This window comes from Pseudomonas sp. NPDC087346 (genome assembly GCF_044744235.1).
Classification (GTDB): Bacteria; Pseudomonadota; Gammaproteobacteria; order Pseudomonadales; family Pseudomonadaceae; genus Aquipseudomonas.
This window is the reverse complement of sequence record NZ_JBIUXX010000004.1, coordinates 27,693-43,044: the sequence shown is the minus strand read 5'-3', so window position 1 is coordinate 43,044 and position 15,352 is coordinate 27,693. Positions and strand designations below refer to the sequence as shown.

The following is a 15,352-nucleotide window of genomic DNA, read 5'->3' as shown; positions in this document are numbered from 1 at the left end:
ATGTCTTTTTTTGCGGTATCCAGAGGGCTCGCTGTTCCGGGCGGGCTCCCGCCGCTTGCGAGTCTGCCGTGAATTCACTTCCCCTTGTCAGTCTGGTCATTCCTGCCTTCAATCCACGATATTTCGAGAAGGCCCTGCGCAGTGCCGTCGGGCAAGGCTATGGCAATCTTGAAATCATTGTGTGCGATGACAGTCGCGGCAGCACAATCGAGGAAATCGTTGCCGCGGTAGTCGAGCAGACGGGTGTGGTTGTGCGCTATGTGCGCAACCCGCAGACGCTGGGAATGGTCGGCAATTTGAAGGTCTGCCTGAGTCAGGCGCAGGGCGAATTCATCAAGTTTCTGTGTGACGATGACCTGCTCTATTCGAATTGTATCGAGCAGCAGGCCCATGAAATGTTGCGCGAGGAGGTCAGTCTGGTGACGGCCCAGCGACTGCTCTGGGATGCCAACGACATCATCTTGCCCGGGCGTCTGGAAAACACCTCTTTGTCACCTTACAGCGGCTTGCTCAAGGGTGACGATCTGCTGGGTATATTTGAAAAATTCCCGGTCAACGTTCTCGGCGGATTCAGCAACGCCTTGTTCCGGCGTGCCGATATCGTCGAGCTGCTGCCGGCATTGACTGAAGAGGGTTGCTGCTTCGTGGCGACCCTGGATTTTGCCCTGTATGTCTGTCTGTTACGGCGCGGCAATCTGGCGGTGTCCAACAATGTGCTGAGCGCCGAGCGACTCTATCCAGAGCGACTGAGCGCGCAACAGCGGATGAAGGATGCGGTTGAGGTCGAGCGAGAGTGGATCTCGCAAATGCTCAAGGTTCGAAGCGGTGAGTCCGCGCCTGCACAGGGATGGGTTCGCTACATTCCCTTGACCAAGGCTGATGAATTACCGAGGGTTTGGGAAGAACTTCCCCTGAGCCGCACTCTGGGTTCCAAGCAAAGTCGTCAGGAATGGGCGGTCGGTGTCGACAGCTTCAGTTTTGCTGAACTTTATGCGCAGTGGCTGGAGTGTCGGGTGCTCACCGAAGGGCAGCGCAAGTTGCTGCCGGAAACCCTTGCCGGTTGGTCGCACCAACCCCGAATCGTACCGATCATCATTGATGGGTTGGGCAGACAGGATGGTCTCGAACGCACGCTGGAAGCGCTGGCTGCCCAGGATTATTTGCCTGAGCTGATTCTGGTGTTGTCCGCTTCCTGTACTGAGGCGCAACTGGATGGGCGAGTGTTCCGCATGCCGTTGCAGGATGACGGCCTGGAGCAGATCAACGCACTGTTGCCGCAGTTGGAGGGCGCGGACTGGTTCTACCTGTTGCAGGCCGGCGATCGCCCGGTAGTGCCGGCATTGTTGGTCATGGCCGAGCGAATTGCCCGTTTCTCATCGCTGACGTGTCTGTACAGCGATGAAGGCAGCCTGCGTGGCGGCGAATCGGTAGAGCCTGCATTCAAGCCGGATTTCAATCTGGATCTGATGCGCAGTTATCCTTATGTCGGACGTGCCTTGGCGTTCAAGCGCGAGCAGTTTCTGGCGCTCGGCGGGTTTGATCCTGCGTTCGCCGAGCTGGCCCCCCATGATGTGTTGTTGCGCATGGTCGAGAGCGAGGGCATACAGGTCATCGGTCACATCGCCGAAGTGTTGCTGGAATCGAAATTCGATCTGTCCGCGTGGCTGGCCGAACCCGGTGTGGTGGCGCAAAACCCACGCGTGCTCGAAGCGCATTTGCAGCGTCTGGGCATTGCCCACGAGATTCGTCGCGGTAGCACTGAGCTGCTCAATCGTGTCGACTATCATCATGCCCTGCGGCCGCTGGTCTCGGTCATTATTACCGCCCGGGATCAGACCGCCGCCTTGCAGCGCTGTGTCGAAACCCTGTTGGAGAAGACGGCCTACACCGAATATGAATTGGTGTTGGTCGACAATGGCAGTGAAAGCGCTGAAGCGTTGGCGTGGCTGGATGGCATGGCGCAGTTGGGCGGCGACCGGATTCGCGTTTTGAGCTTCCCGCAAAAAGGTAATGCGGCGGCCTTGTACAATTTTGCGGTAGGCCAGGCACGCGGCGAATATGTGGTGATGCTTAATTCTTTTGCGGTGATCACCCAGGCGGACTGGCTGGACGAACTGCTCAATCATGCGCAGCGCCCTGAGGTCGGTGTGGTGGGTGCGAGGTTGTTCAACCCGGATGGATGTGTGCTGCACGCCGGTCTGATTCTTGGATTGCAAGGGCCGGTGGGGCTGCCATTTTATGGTCAGCCGATGCAGTCTGACGGCTACATGTTCCGCCTGCAGGCGGTACATGATCTGAGCGCAGTGGGCGGTGACTGCCTGATGGTCCGCAAGACGGTCTTCGAGGCTGTCGGGAAACTCGACGAGCAGCACCTCAAACAATCGCTCAATATCGCGGATCTATGTCTGCGAGTCGGCCAGGAAGGTTATCTGGTGGTATGGAATCCCTATGCCACGCTTGCAGTAGGCGCGCGGCCTAGCTCGGCGGCGACGCAGGAAGATGAGCAAGTGCACGTCGAGGAACTGGACACGTTTTACCAGCGCTGGCTGCCACTTATAGCGCGTGATCCAGCCTATAACGTCAACCTGGCATTACAGGGTGTTGGTGCAACCTGCTTCAGTATTGAGCCGGGTCTGCGTACCGGTTGGAGTCCGTTTTCCAAGGCGCGGCTGCCCAATGTACTGGTCGTGCCAATCAATGCCTCGGCCATTGGTCATTACCGCATGAGCCAGCCGATGATCGAGCTGGAGGCGGCAAACAGAATTGAAGGGCGCATTTGCTACGGTTTGCCATCGATCATTGATATCGAGCGCCAGTCCCCCGATGTGATTGTTCTGCAAGGCCGTTATTCGGAACTCGCCATCGATGAAATTCCACCGCTGAAAAAATACTTCAGCGCGCGGCGAATCTACGAACTCGATGACTATGTCATCGACGTCCCGCATCGCAATGCGCACATCCGCAACATGCCGAGCAAGCAGGACATGGAGCGCATGGTGCGTCGCGCAATCGGGCTGTGTGATCGCGTGGTCGTTTCCACTCAGCCGCTGGCCAACGTCCTGTCGGACATGCATCACGACATTCGTGTCGTGCCGAACATGTTGGCCAAGGATTTGTGGAGCAACTTGCGCAGTCAGCGTCGTACCTCGAAAAAGCCGCGAGTTGGCTGGGGTGGAGGCACCAGTCATCACGGTGACCTGGCGGTAATCGCTGATGTCGTCCGCGAACTGGCCAATGAGGTCGACTGGGTATTTTTTGGCATGTGCCCGGATGATCTGCGGCCATACATGCACGAGTTCCACGGGGTGATCCCGCTCGACGTGTATCCGGCGAAACTGGCAAGCCTCAACCTTGACCTGGCGCTGGCACCGCTTGAGTTCCACATATTCAACGACTGCAAGAGCAACCTGCGCCTGCTTGAGTACGGTGCTTGTGGTTTTCCGGTGGTTTGTACCGACACTGAGGCGTATCGCGGCTACCTGCCGTGCACTCGCGTCAAGACCAACACCACGGATGAATGGTTGCAGGCAATTCGCATGCACCTGTCTGACCCGGATGCCAGCTATCGCATGGGGGATGATTTGCGGGAGGTGGTGCTGCGCGATTACGTGCTGCGCGGCGATAACCTGCGCTACTGGGAATATGGCTGGCTGGCCGACTGATCGGCTTCAGACGAATCAAAAAAGGCGACCTTTTCGGGTCGCCTTTTTTTGTACTTTGAAATACGTACTTACATCGATCAGCAGAGATTTCTCCCGCCAGCCTCAAGCTTTGGATTTCTTCAGTCGATACCCCGTTATTCGTTTGTTTGCCTGCGGGTGTATGGACGGGGCGGCGGTGCTGCCTCGGTTTGCATCGCCCCCATGGAAGATCCGGTTTCAACAACAACACAAGGAAGACGCAAATGGCTGTCGTAAATGGAACGAGTGAAGCGGATGTCCTGTTGGGCACCGACGATAATGACCAACTCTATGGACTGGAGTCGGATGATTTACTGCTGGGCAGCGCAGGATCAGACGTACTGGATGGCGGTGAAGGTTTTGACACGGCGAACTATTACGCAATGTCCTCGGGGATCAATGTCGAGTTTGGCGGCGGTGTGGCTACGGTCACCGGCCCCGATGGCAAGAGCGATACCCTGATTGGAGTGGAGAAAGTATTCGGTAGTTTTCATAACGATACGTTCACCAGTTCGGTGGCGGGTGTGACGCTGGAGGGCGGCGCCGGTGATGATGTTTACATCGTCGACGGCGAGGGCGTGACGATCATCGAGGAGGATCATCTTGGCTACGATGAGCTGCGCACCAGCCTCAATACCATCAAGATGGACCCGTTCATCGAGAAGCTGACTTTCACCGGTACCGGCGATTTCAACGGTTACGGCAATGCCAGTGACAACGAAATCATTGGCGGTGCCGGTAATGACTGGCTGTGGGGCGGCGCGGGTGCCGATCACTTTGTCGGTGGCGATGGCTTCGACACGGTCAGCTACAGCGACAGCCTTGAGGGTGTGCGGGTCGAGGACTTCAGCAACTTCGACGGTCTGACCATCGCTTATGGCGACACTTTCACTGGCATTGAAGCGATTCAGGGTTCGAACTTCGATGACGTGATTTATCGTCATCAAGGTTCGATGATCGTTGATGGTGCCGCTGGTTACGACACCGTCAATTATCGATCCGCCTTTGATTCCGTCAACCTGCTGATCGGCGGTGATGGCGTCAACGCAGAGGGCGACACACTGCGCAACGTGGAAAAAGTCATCGGTACATCGGGCGCTGACCACTACACCGTCAATGTCGCTGGCGTGACTGTCGCGGGTGGTGGCGGGGACGATATCTACACCATCAATAGCGCCGGAGTGACTATTGAGGAGGAGGGTGATTTCCGAGGCGGAACCGATCATCTGTACACCAGTCTGTCCGCGATGCACCTTGATCCGTTCATTGAAAACCTGACGTATACCGGGACTGCCGACTTCACCGGTTACGGCAATGACGAGAGCAACACCATCGTCTCCGGCGCCGGCAATGATGTGTTGTACGGTGGTGCGGGTGGTGATCATTTCGAAGGTGGTGCCGGTATCGACATCGTCAGCTACGGCGACAGCACTGAAGGTTTGAGCGCCTCGCTCAACTGGGGCCCGCAGAGCGGCATTGCTCTTTATGACGTTTACATTGATATCGAAGGCCTGCGCGGCAGTCAGTTCAATGACTCCCTTGAAGGCAATTCGGACGACAACATTCTGGAGGGCAGTGCGGGCGACGACCAGATTCAGGGCGGCGATGGCAATGACCATATCTACGGCGGTCTGGCGTCCGGGCAGGATGCTGCAGGGCAGTCGGATACGCTTTCAGGCGGCGCGGGCAATGATGTCATCGTCGCTGCCAGCAACGACCTGTTCACTTGGGCCAGTGGCGATGACGGCAATGACACGATCACGCTGGGAAGCGGGGTTGCCTTTGGCGGGCAGGGCGATGACCAGTTGATCATCAATTTCTCCAGCCAGGCGCTTTCCGGCGTCAGTGCTTATGGTGGATATGGCGATGATACCTACGTGGTGAACACCACCGGGCTGGTGACGATTCAGGATGAAGGGCTGGACATGAACGACACTCTGATCCTCAACACCATCGCCAATGCCGGTCAGTTGAGCGTGACCCGCATCGGTAACGACGCCTATCTGCACAGTGCCAATGACACCGGCAGTGGTGTGCCGGACAACGGCGTGAAACTGGCGGACTGGTACGCGGGCTTCAACACCATCGAGCATATCCAGACCGCCGACGGCCAGGTCTATGATCTGCCAACCAGTGGTGATGCGTTCGCCATGTTCGGGTAATCGTTCAACCCATTGATATGGCTCAATGAAAGGGATGAATCCGCTGAGGGATTCATCCCTTTTTTCATGTGCCTTTGTGCCCCGGACGCAGGGCTTGCCGAGCTGGCGCGTTTCCTGCAAGTACCCCTCAAATCGCCATAAAACGAGCGCTCAGCAGCGCCCGCAGCGGCAAAAGGTTTAGCCAGAAGGCTCGCACAGCTCAAGAAAGCCCTGCGCAGCCCTGTGACGAGCGAGAGGGGAGACGATGAAGGCAGTAATTTTGGCGGGTGGCCTCGGCACGCGCATCAGTGAAGAGTCGCACCTCAAGCCCAAACCGATGATCGAGATCGGCGGCAAGCCAATTCTCTGGCACATCATGAAGCAGTATTCCGCGCACGGAATTCACGACTTCGTGATCTGCCTGGGCTACAAGGGCTACGCGATCAAGGACTTCTTCGCCAACTACTTCCTGCACACTTCCGACGTCACGTTCGACATGCGCAACAACCGCATGGATGTGCACCAGAACTACAGCGAGCCGTGGAGCGTCACCCTCATCGACACCGGTGAGGAAACCATGACCGGTGGCCGCCTGCTGCGTGCCAGCCGTTATCTCAAGGATGAAGAGGCGTTCTGCTTCACCTACGGCGACGGCGTTTCCGATATCAACATCGCGCAACTGGTGGATTACCACAAAGCTCACGGCCGTCTGGCGACCGTCACCGCCGTGCAGCCACCGGGTCGGTATGGCGCCCTTGAACGTCAGGGCGATCAGGTGCTCGGTTTCACCGAAAAGCCTCGTGGTGATGGCGGCTGGATCAACGGTGGCTTCTTTGTGCTGTCGCCGAAAGTGTTGCCGTACATCGCTGGCGATGAAACCACCTGGGAAGCTGAACCCTTGGCGCAGTTGGCCCAGGATGAACAGTTGAAAGCTTTCGAACACGAAGGCTTCTGGCACCCGATGGACACCCTGCGCGACAAGAATCATCTCGAAGCGCTGTGGCTGAGCGGGGAGGCCCCATGGAAGCAATGGGCCTGAGTGCGGATTTCTGGCGCGGCAAACGCGTCCTCGTCACCGGACATACCGGTTTCAAAGGCAGTTGGCTGACCCTGTGGCTGCAAAGCCTCGGCGCGCAAGTCAGCGGTTTTTCCCTCGATCCTTCGACCGAGCCGAGCCTGTTCGAACTGGCGCGCGTACATGAAGGCATCAACGATCAGCGCGGCGATTTGCGTGATCTGGGCGCCTTGCTTGAGATCATCGCCGACACCGAGCCGGAGATCGTCCTGCATCTGGCGGCTCAACCGCTGGTGCGGGAAGGCTATCGCGATCCGCTCGGCACTTACTCCAGCAACGTCATGGGCACCCTGAATCTGCTTGAAGCGATTCGTCAGGTCGGCTGCGTGCGCGCCTGCGTATTGGTCACCACTGACAAGGTTTACGCCAACAAGGAATGGCTGTGGCCGTACCGCGAAGACGAAGCCCTCGGCGGACACGATCCTTACAGCAGCAGCAAGGCGTGCTGCGAACTATTGGCGCAGTCTTACGCGGCATCGTTTTTCCCGGCGGAGAAGTACGCCGAACACGGTCTGGCCCTGGCCACCGCCCGCGCCGGCAACGTGCTGGGCGGCGGTGACTTCGCCCCGGAACGCTTGATTCCCGATGTGCTGAAAGCCTGGTCCGCCGATGAACCGGTGACGCTGCGTTATCCGCAAGCCGTGCGCCCGTGGCAACACGCGCTGGAGCCGCTGGCCGGTTACCTGCAACTGGCCGCCGGTCTCTACGAACAAGGCCCGGAGTATGCGGGTGCGTGGAACTTCGGCCCGAGCGAGGCAGACATGTGCAGCGTCGGTGAAGTGGTCGAACTGCTCGCCAATCGCTGGCCGCAGGCCCGTGGTTTGCGCATCGAACCGAGTGAACTGCATGAGGCTGGCCTGCTGCGTCTGGACAGCAGCTGCGCCCGGCAACTGCTCGGCTGGCAAGCGCGCTGGTCGCTGGAACAATGTCTGACCCAGACCCTCGACTGGCATCTGGCGTGGCAGAACGGCGATGACATGCGCGCCGTGACCCTCGGCCAATTGAACCTGTATCGAGGCGCGCTGTGAGTGAGTTTTCCTTGCACGCGCTGCCGCTGGCCGGACTGTTCAGCGTCCAGCACAAGCGCTTCGAAGATCAGCGCGGGCACTTCGCCCGGCTGTTCTGCGAAGGCAGCCTGAGTGCGTTTGGCAGCGAGTTTCATATTTGCCAGATCAACCACTCCTGCACTCGCGAGAAGGGCAGCGTGCGCGGTCTGCATTATCAGAATGCCAACGCACCGGAAGCCAAACTGATCACCTGCCTGCGCGGTGAGGTGTGGGACGTGGCGGTGGATCTGCGTCCGGACTCTGCAACCTTTCTGCACTGGCACGCCGAGCACCTGAAGGCCGGCGACGGTCGCAGCCTGCTGATTCCGGCCGGGTTCGCCCACGGTTTTCAGACGCTGACCGAAGACGCCGAATTGCTCTATCTGCACAGCGCCGATTACGCGCCGGAGCACGAAGCCGGCCTGTCGGTGAACGATCCACGGCTGGCGATTGCCTGGCCGTTGCCTGTCAATAATTTGTCAGCGCGTGATTCCAGCCATCCTGCGCTCGATCAACACTTTGCTGGAGTGCGTCTATGAACTGCCGTGGGTGCGCCGCACCGCTGAGTCTGCCGCTGATTGACCTCGGGACTTCGCCGCCGTCCAACGCCTATGTGCATGCCGATCGTCTGGAGCAGGCCGAGCAATGGGTGCCGCTGAAGGTCGCCGTGTGTCAGCAATGCTGGCTGGTGCAGACCGAGGATTACACCAGTGCCGACAGCCTGTTCGACGCGGAGTACGCCTACTTCAGTTCGTTCTCCAGCACCTGGCTGGCGCATGCCGAGCGTTACGTCGCCGAGATGGTCGAGCGCTTCGGTCTGACCGCCGACAGCCGCGTGGTTGAAGTCGCCGCCAACGATGGTTACCTGTTGCAGTACGTCGCCGGGCGCGGCATTGCCTGTCTGGGCGTCGAGCCAACCCGCAGCACCGCACAAGCGGCGCGGGAAAAAGGCCTGGAGATTCGTGAGCTGTTCTTCGGTCGCGAGACTGCCGCGCAGCTCAAAAGCGAAGGCTGGGGCGCGGACTTGATGGCCGCCAATAACGTGCTCGCGCATGTGCCGGACATCAATGATTTCCTTGGCGGTTTCGCGACGTTGCTCAAACCGACTGGCGTAGCCACCTTCGAATTCCCGCAACTGCTGACGCTGATCGCGGGCGCGCAGTTCGACACGCTGTATCACGAGCACTATTCCTATCTGTCGCTGACCGCTGTGCAAACCCTGTGCGAGCGCAATGGTCTGGAAGTGTTCGACGTCAGCCAGTTGAGCACCCACGGTGGTTCGCTGCGGGTGTTCGTGCAGCGCAAGGACGGTGAACGCCGCGCCATTCAACCGGCAGTGCAGCAACAGTTGCAGGCTGAACTCGATGCCGGTGTGAAAACCCCCGAGTATTACGCGAGCCTCGCGCCTGCTGCCGAACGTATCAAACATGAGTTGCTGCGCTTTTTGTTGCAGGCCAAGGCCGACGGCAAACGTGTGGTCGGTTACGGCGCGGCGGCCAAGGGCAACACCTTGCTCAACTACGCCGGGGTCAAACCCGACTTGCTGGCATGGGTGGCCGATGCCAATCCGCACAAGCAAGGCAAGTTTCTGCCGGGCAGCCGCATTCCGATTGTGGCGCCTGCGCAGATCGATATCGAAAAACCGGATTACGTGCTGGTGTTGCCGTGGAACCTGCTGCACGAAGTCAGTCAGCAACTGGCGCAGGTACGTCAGTGGGACGGTCGCTTCGTGATCGCCGTGCCTGAGTTGAAAGTGCTGTGAAGGTTCTGGTAACCGGAGCCACAGGCTTCGTCGGTCGGCATCTGGTCGCGGCGTTGCTGGCGCGCGGCTGTGCGGTGCGAGCGGTGGCACGCAACGTCGAAACCGCGGCGAGCATGCCGTGGATCAATGACGTCGAATTCATCTCGGCGGATATTCACGCTGCCGATCTGGACGTGGCGGCGTTGACTGACGGTTGCGATGCGTTGGCTCATCTGGCCTGGCCAGGGTTGCCGAATTATCGGGCGCTGTTCCACTTCGAACACAACCTGATGGCTGATTACCGCTTTATCAAAAGCGCAGTCGAGGCGGGTGTAAAGCAAGTCCTGGTCACGGGCACCTGTTTCGAATATGGCATGCAGAGCGGCCCACTCAGCGAAAGCACTGAGCCACGGCCGAGCAATCCTTACGGTCTGGCCAAGCACACCTTGCATCTGTTTTTGCAGAACCTTGCGCAAGAGCAGCCGTTCACCCTGCAATGGGCGCGGCTGTTTTACCTGCATGGCGAAGGGCAGAATCCCAGCAGCCTGCTGGCGGCGCTGGACCGGGCAATCGATGCCGGCGAGCCGTCGTTCAACATGTCTGCCGGTGAGCAGTTGCGCGATTTTCTGGCGATTGAAACCGCTGCCGGTCATCTCGCCAGCATTCTTCAGCAGCGTGATTTCGCTGGCGTGATCAACTGCGCCAGCGGCCAACCGGTGTCGGTGCGTGCGCTGGTCGAACAGCGTCTGCGCGAACGCGGCGCGAGCCTGCATCTGAACCTCGGCCACTACCCGTATCCGACCCACGAACCGCTGGCGTTCTGGGCGGTGACCGAGCGCTTGCAACAGTTATTGGGAGAGTCGCAATGAGGCACGAGTTGTATCGGGTCACCGACCTGCCGGTGCTGCAGAACCGGACCTTTGCCGACGCGCAATCGGCGCAGGCCTCGGCCAGTGCCGACATGCTGCTGGTGCAGGACGAGCGCAGCGGCCTTATCTTCAATGCCGCGTTTGACGCCGACAAGCTCAGCTATGACGCTGACTATCAGAACGAGCAGGCGCATTCCGGCCAGTTCCAGAAGCATCTGAGCGACGTTGAAGGGATCATCGCCAGGCATTTCAAAGGCCAGGAGCTGATCGAAGTCGGCTGCGGCAAGGGCTACTTCCTTGAGTTGCTCAAAGGCCTTGGCTACTCGATCACCGGCATCGACCCGGCGTACGAAGGTGACAACGCCGATGTGATCAAGGCGCCGTTCACCCGTGGCCTCGGTCTGGCGGCGGACGCCATCGTCCTGCGCCATGTGCTGGAACATATTCAGGACCCGGTGAGTTTCCTCGCGGTAATCGCCGAAGCCAATCAGGGCGGGCAGATCTACATCGAAGTGCCGTGCTTCGACTGGATTCTCGAACACAAAGCCTGGTTCGACCTGTTCTACGAACACGTCAATTATTTCCGCCTCGATGACCTGCGCCGGATGTTCGGCACCGTGCATGAGGCCGGTCACCTGTTCGGTGGCCAGTACCTGTACATCGTTGCCGATCTGGCCACATTGCGCCTGACCCCGGAACAGCCGGTGCCACGCCTGACGCTGCCCGACGATTTCACTGCCAGTCTCGACCGGGCGGTGCAGATCATTCAGTCCGCACCCGGTCAGGGTTCGGCGATCTGGGGCGCTTCGTCCAAAGGCGTGATCTATTCGCTGTTCCTGCAACGCGCAGGCGTGGCGGTGGATCGGGTGGTGGACATCAACCCGGCCAAGCAAGGGCGTTATCTGCCGCTGAGTGGCGTGCGGGTGTCCTCGCCGCAAGAGGCGATGGACGCCTTGCCCGAAGGCGCCAACCTGTTTGTGATGAATTCCAATTACCTCGAAGAGATCAAGCGGATGACCGATGGACGTTATGTCTATCACGCCGTCGACAGCGCTTCGTTCCAGTGACCCTTGAGATTTTGAAAATGACCGACAACAGCATCAACCAAGCTTTCGAAGCCGAGTGCCGGGAACAGATTGCCCAGCAAGGTGACGACCAGAAACTCACCGGCCTGGCCCGTGATTTCTTCAATGAATCGGCCAAGCACAAATACAGCTACCACTTCTCGTGGATGGGCCGTCCGATCATCCAGCTGCCACAAGACATGATGGCGATGCAGGAGATCATCTGGCAGGTCAAGCCGGATCTGGTCATCGAGTGCGGCATCGCCCATGGCGGCTCGATCATCTATTACGCCTCGTTGCTGGAGCTGCAGGGCCACGGCGAAGTGCTGGGGATCGACCTCGATATTCGTCCGCACAACCGTGAAGCGATCGAAAGCCACCCGATGGCCAAACGCATCAAGATGATCGAAGGTTCGAGCATCGACGCCGGCATCGCCGCGCAGGTGCAGGCTGCGGCCAAAGGCAAGAAAGTCATTCTGGTACTCGACTCCAACCACACCCACGATCACGTCCTCGAAGAGCTGCGCCTTTACGCGCCGCTGGTTTCGGTCGACAGCTATTGCGTGGTGATGGACACCGTGGTCGAAGACATGCCGGCGGATTTCTTCCCGGATCGTCCATGGGGCCCGGGCGATAACCCGAAAACCGCGGTGTGGAAATACCTCGAAGAGAACCAGGATTTCGAGATCGACCAGCAGTTGCAGAACAAGCTGCTGATCACCGTGGCGCCGGACGGCTATCTGCGTCGCGTTCGTTAATTCGCAACATCATCAAAGCGTTATCTCGGCCAGTCGCCGGTTGTGGAGAGAAGTTATGCAAGGCAAGTACAGTTCTGAACAAGCGCTGCCGCTCAACGAGCTGTTGACCGTGGTGCTGTTTACTCATAACCGGCCTGCGTTTTTACGCCGGGCGGTAAAGTATTACAGCAGTTTGCCCTGCAAGATCATGGTGCTGGACTCTACTACCGAGCGGGCTGAAGGCGATTTTTCTTCAGTCGATTACCATCACGTTCCGCAGTTTGCTTACTGGGGAATGCAGGCCAAGCTGGCCTATGGTGTGGAACTGGTGACAACGCCGTATATGGTGCTGGCTGCCGACGACGACTTCATCCTGCACGACTCGCTGTTCGAGTCAGTGGGCTTCCTGCAGGCGAACCCGGACTACGGCATGTGTCACGGTTATTGCCTGATGTACCTGGCACTTGCCGGCAGCGTGAGTTACTACCGCCGGGACAAGAAGGTTCAGGAGGATTATTCGTCCGAGCGGGCTCAGGATCGAGTTGTCGATTACATGAGTCAGTACATTCCTCCGTTCTACGCGGTATGCCGTACCGATCTGATCAAGAAGTGGCACTCGTCGCTGCCGCCCGGGACCAGTTTTCAATGGCAGGAAATCGGTCACGTCTACTTCCTGCTGGCGAGCGCCAAGGCACGCATCCTGCCGATGCCTTATGTTGTGCGCGAGATCAACTACGGTGACTCCGAGCACAGCACTGAGGTGTATCACTCGCTGACTTATATCGACGCCAAGTCGGTCGCCGAGCGGGAAGGCTTTGCCGAATTCCTCGCATCATTGCCCACTGGCATTGAAGGGCTTGATGCGGAGCAGGGCAAAGCGTTTGCCCTGCAAAGTTTCGAGGCGATGGTCGACAGTCTGCAATCCGGGCGAGCCTTGACCGCAGAGCTGATTTTCCAGTCCACCTGGAATCAGTCGCTGAAAATCCCGGATCGTCGTTTCGGGCCGCTGCAATACGTTGAAATGCCGTTTTACAACCAGCCATTCTTTGATCGTCTCGAGCAGTTTGAATTCATGCTGCACGCCATGCCGGCCGGACGCATTCAGCTGGAAGGACTTGAAGGCATATGGACTCGCCAGGCGCACTTGCTGCAAGCGCGCAACAACGACACGCCGGAAAGCGTGCTGGACCGTTTGTGGCAGGCGCATGATCTGAATGCTTTCAACCGTACGGTTATCAATCGTCTGGCGGCTCAACTGGAGTCGCTGGGTGATGAGGACGAGGCGCAAGCGATGCACGAGTGGATCGCACGCCTCGCGACACTGACCGCCGATGATCACCACGCAGTGTTCGACAGGATGCAGTCCGGTCGCCTGCTCAAGTGGCTGGCAACACGCGAGCCTGCGGTTGAACACATCGAATCGATTGCCCGGCATCTGGCCGCCAACGGTGGCGGTCCGCACTTTGGTGTTTTCCTGCTGGATCTGGACAACGATATCGATAAGTTGCAGGTGACTCTGGACAGCTTGCTCGAGGGGCACTGCAAAGCGTTCAGGATTGTGGTTTTCACCACGGGTGAAGCGCCAGCGGCGACCACTGCGCAGAACACGTTGCACTTTGTTCGCGTCACGCCGGGTAATCTCGTCGACAAATTGAATCAGAGCGCCAGCCAGTCACCGTGCGACTGGCTGCTGCTGGCTCAGGCAGGTGATGAGTTCACTGCGGGCGGATTGTTGCGGGCGAGCCTTGAGCTGATGTCTGCCGAAGGCATTCGCGCGGTTGCTACCGATGAAATCCAGCGCACCGACAAGGGGGCACTGGTTGATATGTTCCGTCCGGGCTTCAACCTTGATCTGCTGCAAAGCGTTCCGTCCCTGATGGCTCGTCACTGGCTGATCCGTCGGGATGTTCTGCTTGAGGTCGGTGGTTATCAGGCGGACTTCAGCAAAGCCCTGGAATTCGATTTGCTCCTGCGCATCATTGAGCGTGGCGGGCTCGGCGGTCTGGCGCACCTCGACGAACCGTTGCTGATTTCCCAGGCGCCGGTGCTGGAGGAAAACGCTCATGAGCGTCAGGCGTTGTTACGCCATCTGGGTAATCGCGGCTACAAGGCCAAGGTCACTTCAGCGGTACCTGGCACCTATCAAGTCGACTACCGTCATGCCGAGCAACCTCTGGTCTCGATCGTCTTGCCTGCTGGCGACGATCTCCCGGCACTGCAACGTTGCCTGGAAGGCGTCCTGCTCAGAACCCGGTATACCCGCTATGAAGTATTGATCGCGGCAAATCCCAATCAGTCGGCTGACGTCAACGACTGGCTGGGTACATTGCAGAACACCAGGGTCCGTGTCCTGCATGCCGATAAACCGCTGACTGACGCGGCGCTGTTCAATGCTGCCAGCCAAGAGGCGAAAGGCGAATGCCTGGTGCTGATGGCTGCGGACAGTGAGGTGGTCAACCCGAACTGGATTGAATCGTTGCTCAATCATGCCTTGCGTCCGGAAGTAGGCATCGTGGGTGCGAAGCTGGTGGACCGCGACGGCAAAGTCTCGCAGGCCGGTTTGATTCTCGGGTTTGGTGATGGTGTAGGTTCGGCCTTCATCGGCGAGAAACATTCCGCCGAGGGATACATGCAGCGCCTGGCAGTCGAGCAGAACTATTCGGCTGTGTCGAAGGTGTGCCTGATGGTGCGCAAAGAACTGTTTGACGCGCTTGGCGGCCTGGACGAGGGAATCTTCGCCGACGCCTTCAGCGATGTAGATCTGTGCCTCAAGGCGGGACAGGCCGGTTACCTCACGGTGTGGACGCCGCAGGTGCAGGTGCTACATACCGGCGAGTTGCCGAAAGCGCCTGAGTCGCTGGCTGCATTGCGTGAAAAATGGAGCGCTGTTTTTGCGCAAGATGCGGCTTATAACGCCAATCTGGCCTCGACCGGCAAGGGTTTTACCTTGGGAGCAGACGCGCCGATCAACTGGTCACAGTTGCTCGCTTGAGTCAGTC

Annotated in this window: 10 protein-coding genes; all 10 read left to right on the top strand. The window is 58.8% G+C overall.

Annotated features, from left to right (window positions below; translation table 11 throughout):
• Positions 1–68 precede the first annotated feature (68 nt).
• Complete coding sequence (locus ACIOZM_RS03835; RefSeq protein WP_401209794.1) at positions 69–3,662, top strand: glycosyltransferase; 3,594 nt, start codon at positions 69–71, stop codon at positions 3,660–3,662.
• Between the two features lie 242 nt (positions 3,663–3,904).
• Positions 3,905–5,842: a calcium-binding protein gene (locus tag ACIOZM_RS03830; protein WP_401209792.1), complete on the top strand. Its 1,938-nt coding sequence runs from the start codon at positions 3,905–3,907 to the stop codon at positions 5,840–5,842.
• A 244-nt stretch (positions 5,843–6,086) separates the two neighbouring features.
• The gene (gene rfbF / locus ACIOZM_RS03825) at positions 6,087–6,860 is read left to right on the top strand and encodes a glucose-1-phosphate cytidylyltransferase (protein WP_401209789.1); all 774 of its coding nucleotides are present in this window, start codon (positions 6,087–6,089) and stop codon (positions 6,858–6,860) included.
• The gene (gene rfbG, locus ACIOZM_RS03820) at positions 6,842–7,924 is read left to right on the top strand and encodes a CDP-glucose 4,6-dehydratase (RefSeq protein ID WP_401209786.1); all 1,083 of its coding nucleotides are present in this window, start codon (positions 6,842–6,844) and stop codon (positions 7,922–7,924) included. The genes rfbF and rfbG overlap by 19 nt, the downstream gene beginning before the upstream one ends.
• Complete coding sequence (gene rfbC, locus ACIOZM_RS03815) at positions 7,921–8,481, top strand: dTDP-4-dehydrorhamnose 3,5-epimerase (protein ID WP_401209784.1); 561 nt, start codon at positions 7,921–7,923, stop codon at positions 8,479–8,481. Before rfbG ends, rfbC begins: the two co-directional genes overlap by 4 nt.
• Entirely contained in the window at positions 8,478–9,704 is a 1,227-nt protein-coding gene (locus tag ACIOZM_RS03810; RefSeq protein WP_401209781.1) for a methyltransferase domain-containing protein, read from the top strand. Before rfbC ends, ACIOZM_RS03810 begins: the two co-directional genes overlap by 4 nt.
• Positions 9,701–10,552, top strand: a complete 852-nt coding sequence (locus ACIOZM_RS03805) for an NAD-dependent epimerase/dehydratase family protein (RefSeq protein ID WP_401209779.1) — start codon at positions 9,701–9,703, stop codon at positions 10,550–10,552. Before ACIOZM_RS03810 ends, ACIOZM_RS03805 begins: the two co-directional genes overlap by 4 nt.
• Positions 10,549–11,619 (top strand): class I SAM-dependent methyltransferase, encoded by a 1,071-nt coding sequence (locus ACIOZM_RS03800; protein WP_401209776.1) that lies wholly within the window; start codon positions 10,549–10,551, stop codon positions 11,617–11,619. Before ACIOZM_RS03805 ends, ACIOZM_RS03800 begins: the two co-directional genes overlap by 4 nt.
• A gap of 17 nt (positions 11,620–11,636) precedes the next feature.
• Positions 11,637–12,374, top strand: coding sequence for a cephalosporin hydroxylase family protein (locus ACIOZM_RS03795; protein ID WP_093439633.1), 738 nt, complete (start codon positions 11,637–11,639; stop codon positions 12,372–12,374).
• A 55-nt stretch (positions 12,375–12,429) separates the two neighbouring features.
• Entirely contained in the window at positions 12,430–15,345 is a 2,916-nt protein-coding gene (locus tag ACIOZM_RS03790) for a TIGR00180 family glycosyltransferase (RefSeq protein ID WP_401209773.1), read from the top strand.
• Positions 15,346–15,352: the final 7 nt, after the last annotated feature.